This window comes from Microcoleus sp. K1-B1, from assembly GCF_036704705.1.
In the GTDB taxonomy this organism is placed as follows: Bacteria; Cyanobacteriota; Cyanobacteriia; order Cyanobacteriales; family Microcoleaceae; genus Microcoleus.
The window spans coordinates 53,877-69,954 of record NZ_JAUBSH010000031.1 but is presented as its reverse complement, the minus strand read 5'-3'; the positions used below and the strand labels follow the sequence as shown (position 1 = coordinate 69,954).

Below are 16,078 nucleotides of genomic sequence, written 5' to 3'. Positions count from 1 at the left end.
ATCTTTATTTGACGATTTTACTAGCTTTTTCATTTTAACTCTTTTTTGACACATTCGCAAAAGTGAGATGCACCCTATACTTCTAACTAAAAATCTACATAAACCCGCTCTCCAAGCTGTCGGCAATTCAACAAAAATAATATCAGACGAACATCTCGTTGTCTAGGGAAGTTTTCATTAACAGCAAACATCCCCCTTCTGTGAGGGGCGAATGTGTGGAACCGGGAACCGATCGAATGTAGTCGCCTTGATGGCAAATTTCCCCTTCTACAATTAAGTCTCCTTCTAAGACCAGCACTTCCTCCGAGGCAGCGTGTCGGTGCATGGGAAATGTTACTCCAGGTTCTAGTCGCATCAAGCAGGTAATTTCGCGCTTTTTTTTGTCAATGTAAAGCTTGCCGAACGAAACTCCCGGAACTCCATAAGATTTCCATTTGACATCGTGCGATCGCACTATTAAAGATGGAGTATTGTTCTCGGTTGGAGAGGTAACAATTGGCTTTATATTGGCTGATTCTGCCGGGGTTAGCGGCAGTTGGGCTATGCGCTGAAACAGGCGGTTTTTGAGGTCGGGTGCGACGGGAACTGGGGGGGCTGTGTAGGCGATCGCGGCAATTGTTGATTCCAAAGCAGCTAATTCACTTGTAAGTTCTGGGGACTCTTTCAATTTCTCTGCAAATGCGCCTCGTTCTGACTCGTCGAGGATATCGAGAGCTTGAAGGGCTGCAAGGATTTTATATTCCTCGTCTGGCATCATTTCCATCTGTTTTCCGCCATTAATTGTAATTCAGCCTAGGTTGATTTTAAACTGGAAATTGGTCTGCTGCCCTCGCACTCAAGATGGATGATTGGAGAGGTCATAATTTTAGATTGATGTTAAACAACTTAAATTTTGTTTTTTGACAATCTAAAAAAATTGTTCGCTCAAAGCTTGACGCAATTTGGAAATACCCAACCGAATTCTGGTTTTGATTGTACCTGTCGGGATACCAGTTTTAGCTGATATCGCCGCGCAAGTCAGCCCTTGGTAGTAGGCGAGTTCGATCGCCTCTTGCTGTTCCTTTGGCAGTTTTTCTAAGGCTGCTTTGACTTGTTCCCTGCGTTCTTTAAACATTGCATCTTCCATCGGTTCTGCAACGCTAGAGATGGGTACCTTCGCATCTTCCAGACAAGCTTCAGCAGCCCGGACTGTTCGCTGCATCGCTCGGAGCCGATCGAGGGAACGACTGCGGGTAAGCATGAACAACCAGGTATCTGCTCGACTGCGAGAAGGATCGTAAGTTGCTGCTTTTTGCCAAATTTGGGAAAAAACATCGAGTACAACTTCTTCAGCTTCTTCTACCGAACCCAGAATTTTGTAAGCGAGAGCGTAGCTTGGGCGACCGTAGCGATCGTAAAGTTTAGCTAATGCCGTTTGGTCTTTCTGGGCAATCTGCACTAAAAGCAGCGATTCATCGCCTGACTTCTGGCCTGTCATCTCAGTGTACCTAAAATTTTTGTTTTGACTGCACAGATCCAAAATTAAAAATTCGGCGTATATCACTACAGAACATAATTGTAAGTTTGAAGTTGGGGTACAAACTGGAGTATGCCTTTTTAGGCTAATTTTGTCGTGCTTTGAATTGTAAAAATCCCAAGTCATCTGGAATTTTACCACCTAATTAGTGATTTTTTTTAGACTTAGCAATCCGCTTTATGCAGAACGAAAAAATCCCTGAGCGTGAAGAGTCAAAACAGCGCCATTCACTCGTTCCCAAGCTTTGTTCGATCGCTCCCAAGAAGAGCCTGGGAACCCGTAGAAGCGAGGCTGTGGCTCCACTCGATCGAGGGAAGCCGTGTCTGGGAGCAGGCATTCCCAAGCATAGTCCGGGAACGAGTAAATCCTCAATAACACACTTTTTTCCATAAATTTATCTTGAAGCACAGATCCAAAATTGCCAAACCTTCGTATACCACCAATAGGAGAAGGCTCAGCAATAGCGCAAAAGCCCGACAGGTTGACAGATTTCAACCTGTTGCTACAAAAGTAAAACCCGCGAATGCGGGTTATTTACCATTGATTTGTGCAAAAATTTCATTGAAATAAAGGTGCTAACTGTGAAGCTCACAAAAAAAATTCGCCGAACCATACTAGCTATTGAAGTAGCTCTAATTGCTCTATTAACTCCCGCGATAATTGTCGCTTCCGACCACGACGACGGCGAAGTAGATATCAAAGGTCGCGCGGTCAATTTAACTGACCTATATGTATATCGCGAAAAAGACCAAAACTCCGGTGCTGCAGACGGGGATTTAGTATTTACCATGAATTCAAATCCCAGGTCTGTAGCTCGCTATCAATATTATTTCAGCACTACAGCCCTCTACCAATTTCACATCACGCAAGTAGGTGACGTGAATTCTACACCTACTGGACGTTCGGATATTATCTTGCGGTTTGCCTTCAGTCCGCCTAATAATAGAGGTATGCAAGCGGTAGCTGTAACTGTTGTTCGCAACGGCTCGGAGACAACTACTAAGGCTACAGTTAACGGCGGGTTAATTGCCACAACTCCGCTGAATTCTAATGCTGTTTTGAATACAGTACCTGTGGGCGGTTCTAACTTGACTGTATTTGCGGGTTTACGCGAAGACCCGTTTTTCTTTGATGTGGAACAATTTTTCCGAGTTCGCGCCGCAGCTTTGGGAACGGGGCCGCGCACTGCTTTTAAACAACCGAATCAAGCGATCGACTTTACTAAAGGTTACAACGTCAATACAATTGCTGTCCGCGTTCCCAAAGCGTTCTTGCAAGCAGGAACTGGGGCGAATACTTTTGATGTTTGGTCAACAGTTTCGATCCGGGATGGAGCCGGCGGTTTCAAACAATTCGAGCGTTTGGCGAGACCTGCAATTAATGAGGGTTTGATAGTTTCTCCCGCTTATCTGGAAGCATTCAATAATATTCCTCCGAGATTGGATTTGAGCGCTGCTGCTGCTCCCGTGCGGCAGGAAGCTGTTGCTACTCTGAATGCTGTGGATCTTTTGGATGGCAACGATAATGTCGATCCAAATGCGATCGCCGGAGCTTTCTTGCCCGATGTCATGCGGATCGATACCACAAAAACCAGCGGCTACGCTAGCGCTACAAATGCTCAAGGAAGCTTGATCGGAGGTCGTATGCTGATGGACGACGTTATTGATATCACTCTGGGAGCTTTGGTGGGATCTCCGGTTGGCGATAATGTTTCATATAACGGAACTCCGGGAAATCCGGCTCAGGGACACAAACCTTTAGAACCGACTTTTCCTTATTTGGCTTTGCCTAATTAGTTATTGGTTAGTTGTTATTGGTTATTGGTTAGTTGTTATTGGCTAATAACTAATAACCAATAACCACGCAACTTTATAGAATTTGAATGTTTTACCGCAGATGAAGGCGATGAACGCAGATATATGAAAACAAAAATAGGACAAGGAATAAAATCGGATGTTTTCGGGTGGTGGCTGCTGATAGTAGTTCCTGTAGTGGGTATTGTTGTTATTAATTTGCTGCCTAATTGGCGTTTGATTTCGGATATGTTTTCTGAAACAATTCCGGCGGATCTTGATGCTAATTACCACTATCATTTCTCGGAAAGTTTGAGAAATAATCCCAATCAAAAGGAAGCTATTCAGCAAGAAATAGCTTTTTACCAGCAGCGGCTGGCTGTTGATTCCCGCAGCGGTTTGAACCGGGCGGCACTGGCTGGATCTTATTTGAAAATGGCTCGCGCTACTGGGGAGGGAGGTTGGTTTTTATTGGCAGAACAAGCGGCTCAAAGGTCGATCGCCGATTTGCCTTTTGAGAACAAAGGTGCGCTGTTAGTTTTAGCTCGAATTGCCGAGGCCAGACACGATTTTGCTACTGCTTTGCGCTTTGCTAAACAGGCGGGTTCTGACAATGAAGATGCGATCGCCCTGAAAGTTACATCTCACTTAGCAATGGGAAAAGTGAGCGAGGCAAATGCAGCCGCAGAAGCCTTAGTTAACCGGATTCCCAACTTGGGTTCTCTCACTTTGAGAGCTTTAGTGAGAGAGTCTCAGGGCAGAGATGCTGAGGTTTTGCAGGATTACCGCCAAGCAATGGCGGCGGAGGAACCGGGAGAGGTTGCGGGTTCGGCGCGGGCCCGATCGCTCTTGGGTCGATTTTACGCGCGTCGCGGGCAGTTTGTACAGGCGAAAGCGCTGTTTTTGGAGGCGCTGCGCTTGGTGCCGCGATACCCGCTGGCGCTGATTTATTTGGCGGATTTGGAGACGCGGCAGGGCAATTATCGGGAAGCGGAAGGCTATTACAGCAAGGTTTCTGCGTATTCTGGCGGGGTTGAGACTGTGTTCGATCGCATTGTCGATCGCGGTATGGCGAGGGTGAAGGATTTGCAGGGAGATGCGATCGAATCCCGGCGACTTCGCGACAAAGCAGAAGCTGGGCTGCGACAGGAACAGGTTTCTGGATCTGGCGGTTTTGGCCACCGCAGGGATTTGGCAAGTTTGCTGCTGGAAAAAGGTCGATCGCAGGATGTCGCGGAAGCGCTGACGTTAATGCAGGAGGAGGTGAAAATTCGGCGGGATGCTGTGACGCTTGATACTTTGGCTTGGGCGCTTTCCGCCGCTGGGGAATGGCAAAAGGCCGATCGAGTGATGGCCGAAATAGTGCGATCGGGGATTCGGGATGCGGGGATGTTTTACCGGGCTGGTGCGATCGCCCGGACTTTAGGTAAGGATACCGAATCTCGCGCTTATTTTCAAAAGTCCAAGGAAATTGACCCGAATTTTGACGATCGATCTCGCCAAGCATTGGGCTTGGGAAGTTATGAATTTTGAGATTAGCTAATAGCAGCCATTCGGCAAAGTTCGCCATTGCGTCAATCAGCCAGGGGTTTCAACCCCTGGCTAAAAGCTTAAGTCCTCTTGCATAGAACTAAAAGATTTCAATAAAAAGTAGAAAATCTTTCAGTCGGTTTCAACCGACTTTCGCTATGAGACGGGGATTTCAATCCCCGGCGGGCTTGCGGGTAAGCGCGCCGGAAAAATCACAACAAAAACAAATAATTCATCCGAAAATTACTAACAAAACAGGTATTTATGCAGTACAAAAATAACCGAATTTCAAAATTTTTTATCCTATTCTTCCTGACACTTTCATTATTACTAACCACCTCAACCAGACCAGTTTACTCGCACTGGTCAGACTTATCCGTAGCAGAAATAGTAGTCAACGATTTGCAAACGGAAATAACATTAACATTCCCAACCGGTTTAACAAACTTCGCCGACGACAATCGAGACAGCCAGCTACAACCTGCTGAAGTTCGCAACCACCAAACACAGCTAGAAAAGTTTTTTAGCCAACAAATCCGTCTCACCAACAGTAGCAACATTCAAGGCTCCGTAGCAGTAAAACCGCTAGACATAGCAGGTAAAACCGCCAGCTTAATCCAGCAGCCGAATACCCACAGCACCTTAATTTTAGAATACACCTGGCCCGTACCTTCTCAAGATAAAACCCCCGCTTTACCTGACTCAATTTCCATCTCCAAACCAGAGAACTTGCGGATTAATTACAATCTGTTTTTGCCAGAAGTTCCGACAGCTAGCTGCCAAGCTACGATTGTACAAGCGGATTCTGTAAAAAGCTTTGTGTTTACGCCACAAAACCGCGACTTTTTGTTAGCAGGAAAGGAATCTATCTGGGATTCAGGTTGGAGTTTGCTGCTAGCAGTAGCGGGAGCATTTGCTTGGGGATGCGTGCACGCGATGTCGCCCGGACACGGAAAAACCATAGTCGGCGCTTATTTAGTTGGTTCGCGGGCTACTCCGATACACGCTTTATTTCTAGCAGCGACGACTACAATTACTCACACTGCCGGCGTGTTTGCTGTGGGCGGAATTACTTTGTTTGCTTCTAACTTAATTGATCCAGAAAAATTAGATCCTTGGCTGAGTTTAATCTCTGGTTTATTAGTAGCTTTCATCGGGTTTAACTTACTTTTATCAAAAATCAAGACTAGGTTATTAGTGAAAAAGGAATTTCTCAAAAAAATCAAAAGTAAAATTTTTAATAATAAAAACTGGTTGTTAAGGAGTAAAGTCCTTACTGCGGAATGTGAAGAACCAGTAAATCTTTTGAGTAGAGGAAGTTGGGAGCGAGAATTTAAGCCTGTAAAACCCGATATATCTCACCACTACCACCATCACGGAGACGGCCGGATTCACTCGCATTTGCCTCCCGGTGCTGACGGTTCTGCTATTACATGGAAAAGCTTATTGGCGTTGGGAATTTCCGGCGGTTTGTTGCCTTGTCCTTCCGCTTTGGTGATGCTGTTGAGTGCGTCGGCTTTGGGCAATGTTGGTTTGGGAATGACGTTAGTGGTAGCGTTTAGTTTGGGGTTGGCTTTAGTGCTGAGTGCGATCGGATTAATCTTAGTTTATGCCAAACGTAATTTTGATAAACTGCCAAAACAGATAACAGCAGTCAAATTTCTGCCTGCCATTAGCGCTATGTTTGTAATGTTTTTGGGGTTGGGAATTACCGGACAAGCGCTGTTGAAAATATTGGCGGCAAATCAATGGGTAATTGGCAATGGATAAGCATAAAATTATGGCTCTCCATCCTAAGTACAAACTTACGAATAAGTCTGATTTTAGATACCCGATTTCTTGAAGAAGCCGGGTATCTGGGTATTCTGTTTTTTAGCCGTTGCTCACTTATCAGGCCGCACTATGTTTATTAATAATTTTGGCTAAATCCGGTACTCCGTTTTCCACGTAAGTCTTAGCTGAGGGGCGGAGTTTGGCATAGGCGCCTTTAACCATCGCTCTTGTGCTTTTCTCGACCCTTTTGTCACTTATCTGGAGCAATTCGTCTGCTACTTCACCTTTTCTTTGGGCTAGATATTCTACTGGGTTGCCATTGTTTACGGCTTCAGTCCACATCGGATCGAGTGCGATCGAGATTTCTGGCAGAAGTTGATCGACGACTTGGGCGCAATAGTCAGCCCGTATCCCCTTGACAGTAGAGTAGGCAGCTTTCAGAGCTAGACCACCCAATCCGGAGGCTGCTGCAACTTGTTGGTCTATCAACTTTACACAGTCATCAACAAAAGTTTCTCTGTTGTTTTCATTCAAGAGAATATCGCTAAGTCCCATTTTCGCTTTCCTTGATTTAATAGTCAATGTGCTTATTAGCTTGGAGAGCCATCAGGGGATTATATATCTATTTTGATCCTTTACTCAGGATTACACAAGTTTTTTAACGTTTGAAAGTCTTTACTTGACAAGCTGATGTTGAAATTTGTCTAGTAGTATGTTATAGGAATTAATGTTCAATCTGCTACTCATTATTGACCTAGGGTTTGTAGTAAGGGCTTTAGTCCTTATTAGGTGATATTAATGAGGACTAAAGCCCTGACTACAAACTGATGAGTTGTGAACAGTCACATAGAAAAGAGGACAGCTCGAAAAAAATATTAGAAAGGCTCTGCCTAAGTCCGATCGCACTTGCACGTATGATCTGGCACGTATCATTAGGATTGGACATTCGGCTTGATGCCTGCAGGTACTGCAACAATGGGAAGTTTCAGGGTTTGAGCCGGACGATCGCTCGATCGCAATACCAAATTTTTCGGTAATTTCGCGGAAGTGCTTAGTCCGGGAAATATTTGAAGCGATAAGGTTAAGCCGGCCGCTAATAATAGTTTTTCTAACATGGCACTGTCTCCCATACATACGCCCTAGGGCATAATTCCTCTTACACCTACAACATATAAACATCCTCAGTCGCTTGGTGCGATCGCATGGGCATAGTTAAGTGACATATATCACCACGGAGAAGGGGGTGATGGGGATAGGGGGTGTGAGCCTAGGGGGTAATGGGCATTAGGGATGTGGGGGAGAGTGGGAAATCTTGACTCGCACTTCTGGCGTCAACATCCGTTGAACGTGTTAAATTCCTTACACGGCGCATTGCCAAACTTCCCTAAAAATCAAGAATTGTCCTAGAGAAAGAAGCCGTTGAGTCTCTCTCAAAGGTAGAATTAGCGCGTAGAAGTTATTTGACACAGCGGAGGTACCGACAAGATGCTTGCATACATTCTGGCGTTGGCGGTCGGTCTAGGCAGCTTCAGTATTTACATGGCGGCCTTCTTTTTTCCAGAAGTGCACCGCAAAAGTGATTTTACCTGGAGCGGGGTAGGACTTTTTTATGCGTTAATTTTATGGGCTTGTGCGGGACGAATTACTGGTGCTCTCCTGCTTGGTCAAATGGCGGGCGTGGCGATGTTGGGCTGGTTTGCCTGGGAAACTCTGACTTTGCGCCGGCAGGTGACGCCGATTGCTGAGCAAACGCCGATTCCTCAGTCGGCGAATTTGGCTGCAGCAGGCGTGCCGTTTGCTGGTTTGTTTGCCAAGAAAAAAGAACCCGCAGCAGCGAAAAAACCTAAGTTTGTTCGATCGCCCAAACCAAAAACTGATGTGGTTCCAGCACCCACTCTGGATAAGGGCGAGGTAAAGCTAGAAGAACAGCCGGCGATTCCCCCCATAGCTGAAAGTATTGCTGAAAGTGCGATCGCCCCTGACTTGAAAATTCCCGACTCGAAACCACCTGCAATTGCAGAAATACCAGTGTTTTCAGTCGAAACTCCTGCTGCTGAGACTTCACAACCCCCAGCAGAATTAGCCAGCAGCTTCACTCCTCTACCTCTACCTCTAGAAATTTCAGAAATAGCCGTTGCACCAAGTGTGGAGCCAGCAGAGGCTCAGCCAGAGCCTCAACAGCAGCCAGAAGCCGATGATTTTGACGAGGAAACAGAATGGAGGACAGCCGTTAAAGAGTCGCAGGCGGCTGCGGCAGCAGCGGCGGCCCCAACGGCGGCCCCAACTCCTCCTAAACCAGCTAAAAAATCCGGCGGTTTCGGAAGTCTGTTCGGCAATATCAAAAATAGTCTCGGCGGTATGTTAGGACTCGGTGCGACTAAAAACAAGTCTGATGCAACTCCCCAGACGCCAAAACCTTCAGCGACTCCAGAATCGATCGCCCCTGAATCTCAAATAACGGCAACTCCAGCACCGGCTATCGACCAAATTCTCGAATCCGAATTAGCCGCGGCGGCTGCGGAAGTGGCAGCCGAAAGCAGCAACACTGCTGTTGAAACCAGCCAAGGAGTGCCTTTTCCCACCAATGTTGAAGCAATGGCCGCGTTGATGGCCACAGAAACCGCGAGTTCTGACAAAATAGGGGAAACTCCGATCGAAGATCGATCGTCCGCCCAAATCCAGACACCGCTGGCAGCAGTGGGTGAACCAGAAGCAGCAGCCCCTACTGTATCTCTGGAAGCCCAGACACCGCTGGCAGCAGTGGGTGAAGCGGAAGCAGCAGCAGGCGTACCGGAAGCAGAAGCCCCTGCAGCATCGATAGAAATGACTGTGGTGGAAATGGCAGCGCCTGTAGAGATAGAAGTACCGGGAGAACCTGGGTTGAGCGTGCAGGTGGAAACGGTTTCAGTATCAGTGATCTCGATCGAATCCACAGGTGAAGAACTCTCTTCTGAGGCAGAACAAACTGAATTGAGTTCCCCTAATCACCCCCCTTCCACAGATAAAACACCATCTTCTGAGGGAGAACAACCGGAATTGATTCGCCCGAATCCCCCCCCTTCGGAGCTAGTAGAAGCTGCTCGTGCGGCCGATGAATCCAAGTCTGAGAATGTATCTGGCGAAGATAAGCCGTCATCTTAAGGCAGAAAGCAAAAGGTAGAAACCAGAATTTTTTTTGATTCTGCCTTCTGCCTTCTTAATTCTTACTTCTTACTTTTTTCTTATTACTTTTTTCTTATTACTTATTACTTCTTCCCTCTTCCTTCTTCCCTCTTCCTTCTTCCTTCTTCCTTCTTCCCTCTTCCTTCTTCCTTCTTCCTTCTTCCTTCTTCCTTCTTCCCTCTTCCTTCTTCCTTCTCCCTTAATATTATGAAAGCAATTATGGTCGTGGGAACAACATCTCACGCAGGGAAATCTTTACTCGTGGCAGCTTTGTGTCGAATCTTTTCTCGGCGAGGCTGGCGAGTAACTCCGTTTAAAGGTCAGAATATGGCACTGAATTCCTATGTCACAGCGGCCGGCGGAGAGATTGGTTACGCTCAAGCAGTACAAGCTTGGGCTGCGGGCATCGCACCTTGGGTAGAAATGAATCCGATTTTGCTCAAGCCACAAGGAGACATGACTTCTCAATTGATTGTCAAGGGTCGGGCGATCGCCAATGTGCGAGCATCTCAATATTACGAGCAGTATTTCGATATCGGCTGGCAAGCTATTCGGGAATCTTTAGAATTTCTCAAGCAAGAATTTGACATGATTGTGTGTGAGGGAGCCGGTAGCCCTGCAGAGATTAATCTCAAACATCGGGATTTAACAAATATGCGGGTAGCTAAATATTTAAAGGCTCGGACTTTGCTAGTAGTTGATATCGATCGCGGCGGTGCTTTTGCTCACATCATCGGTACTCTGGAATTGCTCGATCCAGACGAACGGGCTTTAATTAAAGGATTCATTATTAATAAGTTCCGAGGACAAAAATCGATATTAGATCCGGGCCTGACTTGGCTAGAAGAAAGGACGGGAATCCCGGTAGTTGGGGTGATTCCTTGGATCGACGAAGTGTTTCCCTCAGAAGATTCTCTCGATTTGCTCGATCGACGTTCTCCCAATTCTCAAACCGACATAAATATTTCGGTCATCCGCCTGCCCCGAATTTCCAATTTTACCGACTTTGACCCCCTGGAGTCGGAAACTTCCGTCACCGTCAAATATGTCAGCCCAAAAGACCATTTAGGCCATCCAGACGCCGTGATTTTACCAGGCTCTAAAACTACAATTTCCGATTTGCAAGTGCTGCGCCAAACAGGTATGGCAAAAGCTATTCAAAATTATTTAGTAGCTGGCGGTACCGTCATGGGAGTTTGCGGCGGCTTTCAGATGCTGGGACAAAGTATCACCGATAAAGAAGGCATTGAGGGAGAAAAGGGAGAATTTCCAGGATTAGGATTGCTGCCTTTGAAAACGGCGATGGCACCGAACAAAATTGCCCGCCAACGAATCGTAACATCTAACTATCCTCAACCGGGTTTGCCAGTTTCCGGTTACGAAATTCATCAAGGAAAAACGCAAATCCTAGAGTCAGATTTGACTCAACCGCTATTTGACGATGCTAGTTTAGGCATTGTCAATACTTCTCAATCAATTTGGGGTACATACCTGCACGGCATCTTTGACAACGGAGCTTGGCGGCGAGCTTGGTTAAATCACTTGCGGCAGCAGCGGGGACTCCGCGCATTGCCTACAGGTATTCCTAATTACCGAGAACACCGAGAAACTCTGTTAGACTCTCTAGCAGATACTGTGGAAAAGCATTTAGATATAAAGCATATTTTAGGTTAACTGTTGACTGTTGACTGTTGACTGTTGACTGTTGACTGTTGAGTGCCCTCTTCCTTCTTCTTTCTTCTTTCTTCCTTCTTCTTTCCGCTTGACTGTTGACTGTTGAGTGCCCTCTTCCCTCTTCCTTCTTCCCTCTTCCTTCTTCCTTCCGCTTGACTGTTGACTGTTAACTATTGTTTGTTAGAGTTGAGGTTAAATTTCAATGACAAAAGTTTGTTTTTTACCAGATAATGTGACAGTTGAAGCTGACCCAGGAGAGCTTTTGCTAGATGTAGCTAAACGTGCAGGGGTTTCTATTCCTACCGGCTGTCTCATGGGATCTTGTCACGCTTGCGAAGTAGAAATTGATGGCGGAGATACGATTTGTGCTTGTATTTCCGGCATCCCTTACGGGAAAAAGCAAGTGACAATTAATCTGTATGTTGACCCGAATTGGTAATTTGTCATATCAATTCCGGTTGCACCGGAATAATTGTTGACTGTTGACTGTTGACTGTTGACTGTAGAAGGAGGGGTGGAAAAACTCAATGGTTGAGTGTTAACTGTTGACTCGATTTTATTATTCCGATGCAACCGGAAACGATATCAGTTGTCGGTTGGCAGTTGGCAGTTGGTTGTTGGAATTAGTCATTAGTTAACAGTCAACAGTCAACAGTCAACTGACTAATTTTTTTGCCATTCTTGCTGTTTCTTGCGAGCAGATTGCAGCCATTTTTGGGATTCGGGATAAACAGTTGTCCCGGGTTTGACGGATTCTAATTGATTGATAATTTGTTGCAACTGGCCCAGAGAGTTACCGGAATTTTGATTCGGAGAATTCACATCATTTTGCAAGTTGGCAAACAAGGTTTTAGCTTCTTGCAAAGCTGTTGCAGAATCTTTTTCTGCTTGCAGTCTAATCTGGGTAATTCCTAAATTTTTTTGATATTCAGCGAGTTTAGTTTGAGCGTCGAGATAACCAGGGTTATCGACAGAAATCAATTTTAGTCGGTTAATTCCTTCTTGCCACAATTCTGCTATTTGTTCCCACTGTGCGGCGGGATGGGGAGGTTTTTGGGAGGCGACGGCGGCGGAGAGAGCAAATTCTTTAGCAGCTTCAATTAAGTTGTCAGCCTGCAAAGAACCGGTGGCGACGCCGCCCATTGCTTGAAAGTCTCTTTCTGCTGCTTTGAGTGTTTTTTTAGCCGTTTCTCCTGCGAGGGTTTCGGCGGGAATTTGATTGAGTTGATCGATCGCACTTTGCCAATTTACGGTCGCTTTTTGTCTATCTGCAGCGGTTTTGGCTTGCTGATACTCCTGTTTCGCCGCGTTGAGAGTTTGTTCGACTTGATTTAACTGAGTAAAAGCATTTTTTTGCTGGAAAATCTGAGCCTCCATCCGCCCGACATTTTTGCGGGCGGCTTCAAATTCATCGACTGTAAACCGCCAACTGCAGCGGAAAAAAGAGCAGTACCTCTGTGGGTAATAGCCGAGGAACCACACCGGTAAGGCGTCGAGGTGTTTTTGCGCCTCTTTTGCTTTAATTTCGCCCAAGTCAAAATCAGCGACAGCCGTGGCTTTATTCACCAGTTGATCGGATTGTTCCACAAGGGCGATCGCCTGCCGGTAATTGCGATCCATACTCATAAAACTCGGCAGCAATAATATCGGCATTGTTTTCGCCACGGGCCAGCGAATCATCGGAAAAGGTAGATTTAGCAGCCAAATTATCCCCGCAGCACTTCCCAGCAAACTCCCAGCAAAGATGATTTTACCAAACAATCCGGGCGGGCGGTTGGCTTTGACGGCAGCTTTGAGAGCTTGTTCGCTGAATTGAGGAAATTCGTCTTTGAAGGTATCGCGGATTTCTTCTCTTGAGGCGAAAGTGCCGTTTTGCGATCGTAACTTCTGCAACCGCTTGATCACCATCCGTCGGTATACTTCACCCGCTAGACTATCAGCCGCCGCGCACTTGTCAACTTCGGCCCGCAAAATTTCAAAAGCTCGATCGGTAAGACGCGCCATAAAACTCACCTATTCCCTTTTAATTATTTTACAGGCTCCAGTCAAAATAATTGTTAAAATATATAAAGTTTATATCAAATAATCCGAATTAAGTTCATGCCCACTGCTTTAATCACCGGTGCTTCTGGCGGAATTGGTGCAGCCTTTGCCGCCGAATTAGCGAAACGCCAGCACAATCTAATCTTGGTAGCTCGTTCCGAAGACAAATTGCAACAGTTAGCTGCTCAACTGCAACAGAAGTTCAATATTTTGGTCGAAATTATCGTTCAAGATTTGACCGCACCTGGAGCCACAACGGCTGTATTTGACGCGGTTGTTAAAAAAGGTTGGACGGTTGATTTGTTGGTAAATAATGCGGGTTTTGGGGATTACGGTGCTTTTGCCGATCGCCCGCTTGCGAAACAACTAACAATGGTGCAACTAAATATTGTAGCATTAGTTGAACTTTCGCACTTATTTTTGCAGGGAATGCGGCAGCGAAAATCAGGAAGTATCATCAATGTTGCCTCCATCGCAGCTTTTCAACCTATGCCGTACTTGTCAATGTATGCAGCTACTAAAGCTTTTGTTTTGAGTTTCAGCGAGGCGCTTTGGGCGGAAAACAAAGATTTAGGAATTGGCGTTTTGTGCCTTTGTCCAGGGCCGACAGAATCGGACTTTTTTGCAGTAGCTGAATTTCCGAAAGCTATGGCATCCAGCAGCGGGCAAAAACTCGTTCCTGCTGCGGAAGTAGTGCGAGATGCTTTGAAAGCTTTAGAGAAAAATGAGTCTAATGTTGTCACAGGGGGAATTCCCAATCAAATCATCGCCAATATGCCTCGATTGATGCCGCGAGAACTTTTGGTGAAGTCGGTAGAAAAGGTGTTTCGGGCGAAAGACGAATAATCGCGATCGTTGTTAGATACCAGACTTTGGGGAGAAGTCGGGTATCTCGCGTGCACCACCATTCGGAAATCTCGATCGATACACGATCGGCTATTTAAACAGAAACAAACCTGGATTGACGTGAAAAAACTTTCCCAAAGCTTCAGCTTGTTTTTTAGTAATTTCTAGCTGACCGTTAATGAGTTGAGTTACCATCTCAATAGTACCAATAATTTCTATTAAATCTGCTGGCTCTAAACTCCTAGCCTCCATCAAATGAATAAGTCTTGACTGGGGAGTTGAAGCATTTAGTTGATAGTGCTTTTCTTCAAAATCCTCAATTAGTTTGACTAAGAGTTCTAGCAGAGTATCTTCTTCGGGAGTTAGATTTTCCCTAGAGAGCAAGCTTTCAACGATTTCTAAAAATATCTCGTTTTCATCTTCATTTTTGATGATGCGCGGTTGATATTGAGATAGCAAGCTGCTGTATTTGTCCGAGTCAAAAGTAAGGGTCATTTTTCCAGTTGTCTTTGTCATATTCTGCATGAGTCAAAATGTACTTAATATAAACAATTTGCTTTTGATAGTTAAGACTTACGATTAAGCGATATTTATTTCCTTTGATGTTAAAAATTGTAAAATTTCCAACTGCTTCAGCTTGAGGATAAATAGTTTGAACTTCAATAAGTTTAGTCCAGTTGGCTTGACTAGCAATTTTGTACCAATCATCGAGAGCATCGCAGGAATCAGCATGAGTTTGGCAGTAGTCTCTTAATTTTTTGCGACTGATAACGTGCATTTAGCGATCGTTCAGAGGTTTTCCAGATATCTAAATTTTATCAAATTTAAGGTCGATCGCCCCTCACGCAAATTTTCCCAAAAGTCGATCGCACATTCGCGCCACCAAAATTTCCGCAACCAAAATCCCCGACGCTACCCCACAAGTCCGCCGGGGGTTGAAACCCCCGTCTCATAGCAAAAGTCCTCTAAAAGAGGACTGAAAAGCAAATTAAATAAACACTCAAATATTTGTCACCATAATCGATTATTTCTCACCATTCTTCAGTCGGTTTCAACCGACTTTAGCTATGAGACAGGGGTTTCAACCCCTGGCGGAATCGCGGACTCGCGGACAAACAAATGGCTCCCTGGACCAACCATCGCAGCCACGGACAAACCATCGGGCCGACGAATAAACGATAAATCCCCGTGGTGTTGCAAATATTGTCGCCAAAATGCGAGAACCCCTACAAAAAACTTGGCATCGCCCGCCCCGAACCGATGAGTTTCACCGATAATAAATGAATGGATCGCACAATCCCAAATCCCAAATCGCAATGAACTCAGAACGCGAACAAGCCTATCTCAACCTGATAAATCAACTGCTAACCTGTCCCAGCGGCGAAGAAGCGGAGGTATTAGAGACTCACCCGGAATTGCTGGATGATGGCTTGGTGGCAGCCATGCTAGAAGAGGCAGAGAATCTTAGAAGATTTGGGCAACTAAATAACGCTAATGGGTTGATGAATTGTGCCGGGATACTGCTTGGGATGAATGACAACACCTCAGTGGTAGTCACCCGACAAGCGGAAGCAGACCGAATATTAGAACAAGGCAATCAGCAGTTTAACATCAGTCAATTTCGAGAAGCTTTGCAGTCTTGGAAACAGGCATTAACTATCTATCGGGAAATCGGAGATCGCCAAGGAGAAGCTAATTCCCTCGGCAATTTGGGCAATGCTTACTATTCCCTAGGGCAATT

The 16,078-nt window shown here is 45.7% G+C and carries 16 protein-coding genes and 1 pseudogene; 8 read left to right on the top strand and 9 right to left on the bottom strand.

Annotation, left to right across the window (positions count from 1 at the left end; all coding sequences use genetic code 11):
• Nucleotides 1-142: 142 nt before the first annotated feature.
• The 3 genes from QUA83_RS14025 to QUA83_RS14015 all read right to left on the bottom strand — a co-directional run bounded on the left by QUA83_RS14025 (nucleotide 143) and on the right by QUA83_RS14015 (nucleotide 1,906).
• Complete coding sequence (locus QUA83_RS14025; RefSeq protein ID WP_333293720.1) at nucleotides 143-757, bottom strand: cupin domain-containing protein; 615 nt, start codon at nucleotides 755-757, stop codon at nucleotides 143-145.
• Nucleotides 758-907: 150 nt separating this feature from the next.
• Complete coding sequence (locus QUA83_RS14020; RefSeq protein WP_333293719.1) at nucleotides 908-1,477, bottom strand: sigma-70 family RNA polymerase sigma factor; 570 nt, start codon at nucleotides 1,475-1,477, stop codon at nucleotides 908-910.
• Nucleotides 1,478-1,693: 216 nt separating this feature from the next.
• A complete protein-coding gene (locus tag QUA83_RS14015) occupies nucleotides 1,694-1,906 on the bottom strand; it encodes a hypothetical protein (RefSeq protein ID WP_333293718.1) in 213 nt (70 codons plus the stop codon).
• A gap of 191 nt (nucleotides 1,907-2,097) precedes the next feature.
• On the opposite strand from QUA83_RS14015, the gene QUA83_RS14010 reads away from it, so the two are divergent.
• From QUA83_RS14010 to QUA83_RS14000, 3 genes are all read left to right on the top strand, one after another.
• Entirely contained in the window at nucleotides 2,098-3,312 is a 1,215-nt protein-coding gene (locus QUA83_RS14010) for a DUF4331 domain-containing protein (RefSeq protein WP_333293717.1), read from the top strand.
• A 123-nt stretch (nucleotides 3,313-3,435) separates the two neighbouring features.
• The gene (locus tag QUA83_RS14005) at nucleotides 3,436-4,842 is read left to right on the top strand and encodes a tetratricopeptide repeat protein (RefSeq protein ID WP_333293716.1); all 1,407 of its coding nucleotides are present in this window, start codon (nucleotides 3,436-3,438) and stop codon (nucleotides 4,840-4,842) included.
• Nucleotides 4,843-5,103: 261 nt separating this feature from the next.
• Nucleotides 5,104-6,609, top strand: a complete 1,506-nt coding sequence (locus QUA83_RS14000) for a HoxN/HupN/NixA family nickel/cobalt transporter (protein ID WP_333293715.1) — start codon at nucleotides 5,104-5,106, stop codon at nucleotides 6,607-6,609.
• Nucleotides 6,610-6,729: 120 nt separating this feature from the next.
• Here the strand turns inward: QUA83_RS14000 and QUA83_RS13995 are convergent, their stop codons facing one another.
• Together QUA83_RS13995 and QUA83_RS13990 are read right to left on the bottom strand one after the other, a co-directional pair.
• Nucleotides 6,730-7,167, bottom strand: a complete 438-nt coding sequence (locus QUA83_RS13995) for a DUF6918 family protein (RefSeq protein ID WP_333293714.1) — start codon at nucleotides 7,165-7,167, stop codon at nucleotides 6,730-6,732.
• A gap of 377 nt (nucleotides 7,168-7,544) precedes the next feature.
• Nucleotides 7,545-7,727, bottom strand: a complete 183-nt coding sequence (locus QUA83_RS13990; RefSeq protein ID WP_333293713.1) for a hypothetical protein — start codon at nucleotides 7,725-7,727, stop codon at nucleotides 7,545-7,547.
• A gap of 370 nt (nucleotides 7,728-8,097) precedes the next feature.
• On the opposite strand from QUA83_RS13990, the gene QUA83_RS13985 reads away from it, so the two are divergent.
• From QUA83_RS13985 to QUA83_RS13975, 3 genes are all read left to right on the top strand, one after another.
• Entirely contained in the window at nucleotides 8,098-9,753 is a 1,656-nt protein-coding gene (locus tag QUA83_RS13985; RefSeq protein WP_333293712.1) for a Ycf66 family protein, read from the top strand.
• A 228-nt stretch (nucleotides 9,754-9,981) separates the two neighbouring features.
• Nucleotides 9,982-11,448, top strand: coding sequence for a cobyric acid synthase CobQ (gene cobQ / locus QUA83_RS13980; RefSeq protein WP_333293711.1), 1,467 nt, complete (start codon nucleotides 9,982-9,984; stop codon nucleotides 11,446-11,448).
• Nucleotides 11,449-11,650: 202 nt separating this feature from the next.
• Nucleotides 11,651-11,887 carry a 2Fe-2S iron-sulfur cluster binding domain-containing protein gene (locus QUA83_RS13975; RefSeq protein ID WP_333293710.1) on the top strand — a complete coding sequence of 79 codons (237 nt, stop codon included), beginning with the start codon at nucleotides 11,651-11,653 and terminating at the stop codon, nucleotides 11,885-11,887.
• Nucleotides 11,888-12,111: 224 nt separating this feature from the next.
• Here QUA83_RS13975 and QUA83_RS13970 read toward each other — a convergent pair whose 3' ends face one another.
• Nucleotides 12,112-13,452, bottom strand: a complete 1,341-nt coding sequence (locus tag QUA83_RS13970) for a hypothetical protein (RefSeq protein WP_333293709.1) — start codon at nucleotides 13,450-13,452, stop codon at nucleotides 12,112-12,114.
• A gap of 96 nt (nucleotides 13,453-13,548) precedes the next feature.
• Here QUA83_RS13970 and QUA83_RS13965 point away from each other — a divergent pair, with 96 nt between their 5' ends.
• Nucleotides 13,549-14,337: an SDR family oxidoreductase gene (locus QUA83_RS13965; RefSeq protein WP_333293708.1), complete on the top strand. Its 789-nt coding sequence runs from the start codon at nucleotides 13,549-13,551 to the stop codon at nucleotides 14,335-14,337.
• A gap of 90 nt (nucleotides 14,338-14,427) precedes the next feature.
• On the opposite strand, the gene QUA83_RS13960 is transcribed toward QUA83_RS13965, so the two are convergent.
• From QUA83_RS13960 to QUA83_RS13950, 3 genes are read right to left on the bottom strand one after another with little or no spacing between them, the layout of a single operon-like run.
• Nucleotides 14,428-14,832: a transcriptional regulator gene (locus QUA83_RS13960; protein WP_333293707.1), complete on the bottom strand. Its 405-nt coding sequence runs from the start codon at nucleotides 14,830-14,832 to the stop codon at nucleotides 14,428-14,430.
• Entirely contained in the window at nucleotides 14,816-15,115 is a 300-nt protein-coding gene (locus QUA83_RS13955; protein ID WP_333293706.1) for a type II toxin-antitoxin system HigB family toxin, read from the bottom strand. The genes QUA83_RS13960 and QUA83_RS13955 overlap by 17 nt, the downstream gene beginning before the upstream one ends.
• A 46-nt stretch (nucleotides 15,116-15,161) precedes the next feature.
• Complete coding sequence (locus QUA83_RS13950; RefSeq protein ID WP_333293705.1) at nucleotides 15,162-15,290, bottom strand: hypothetical protein; 129 nt, start codon at nucleotides 15,288-15,290, stop codon at nucleotides 15,162-15,164.
• 363 nt (nucleotides 15,291-15,653) lie between these two features.
• Here QUA83_RS13950 and QUA83_RS13945 point away from each other — a divergent pair.
• Nucleotides 15,654-16,078: pseudogene (locus QUA83_RS13945) on the top strand (hypothetical protein); the annotation flags it as partial.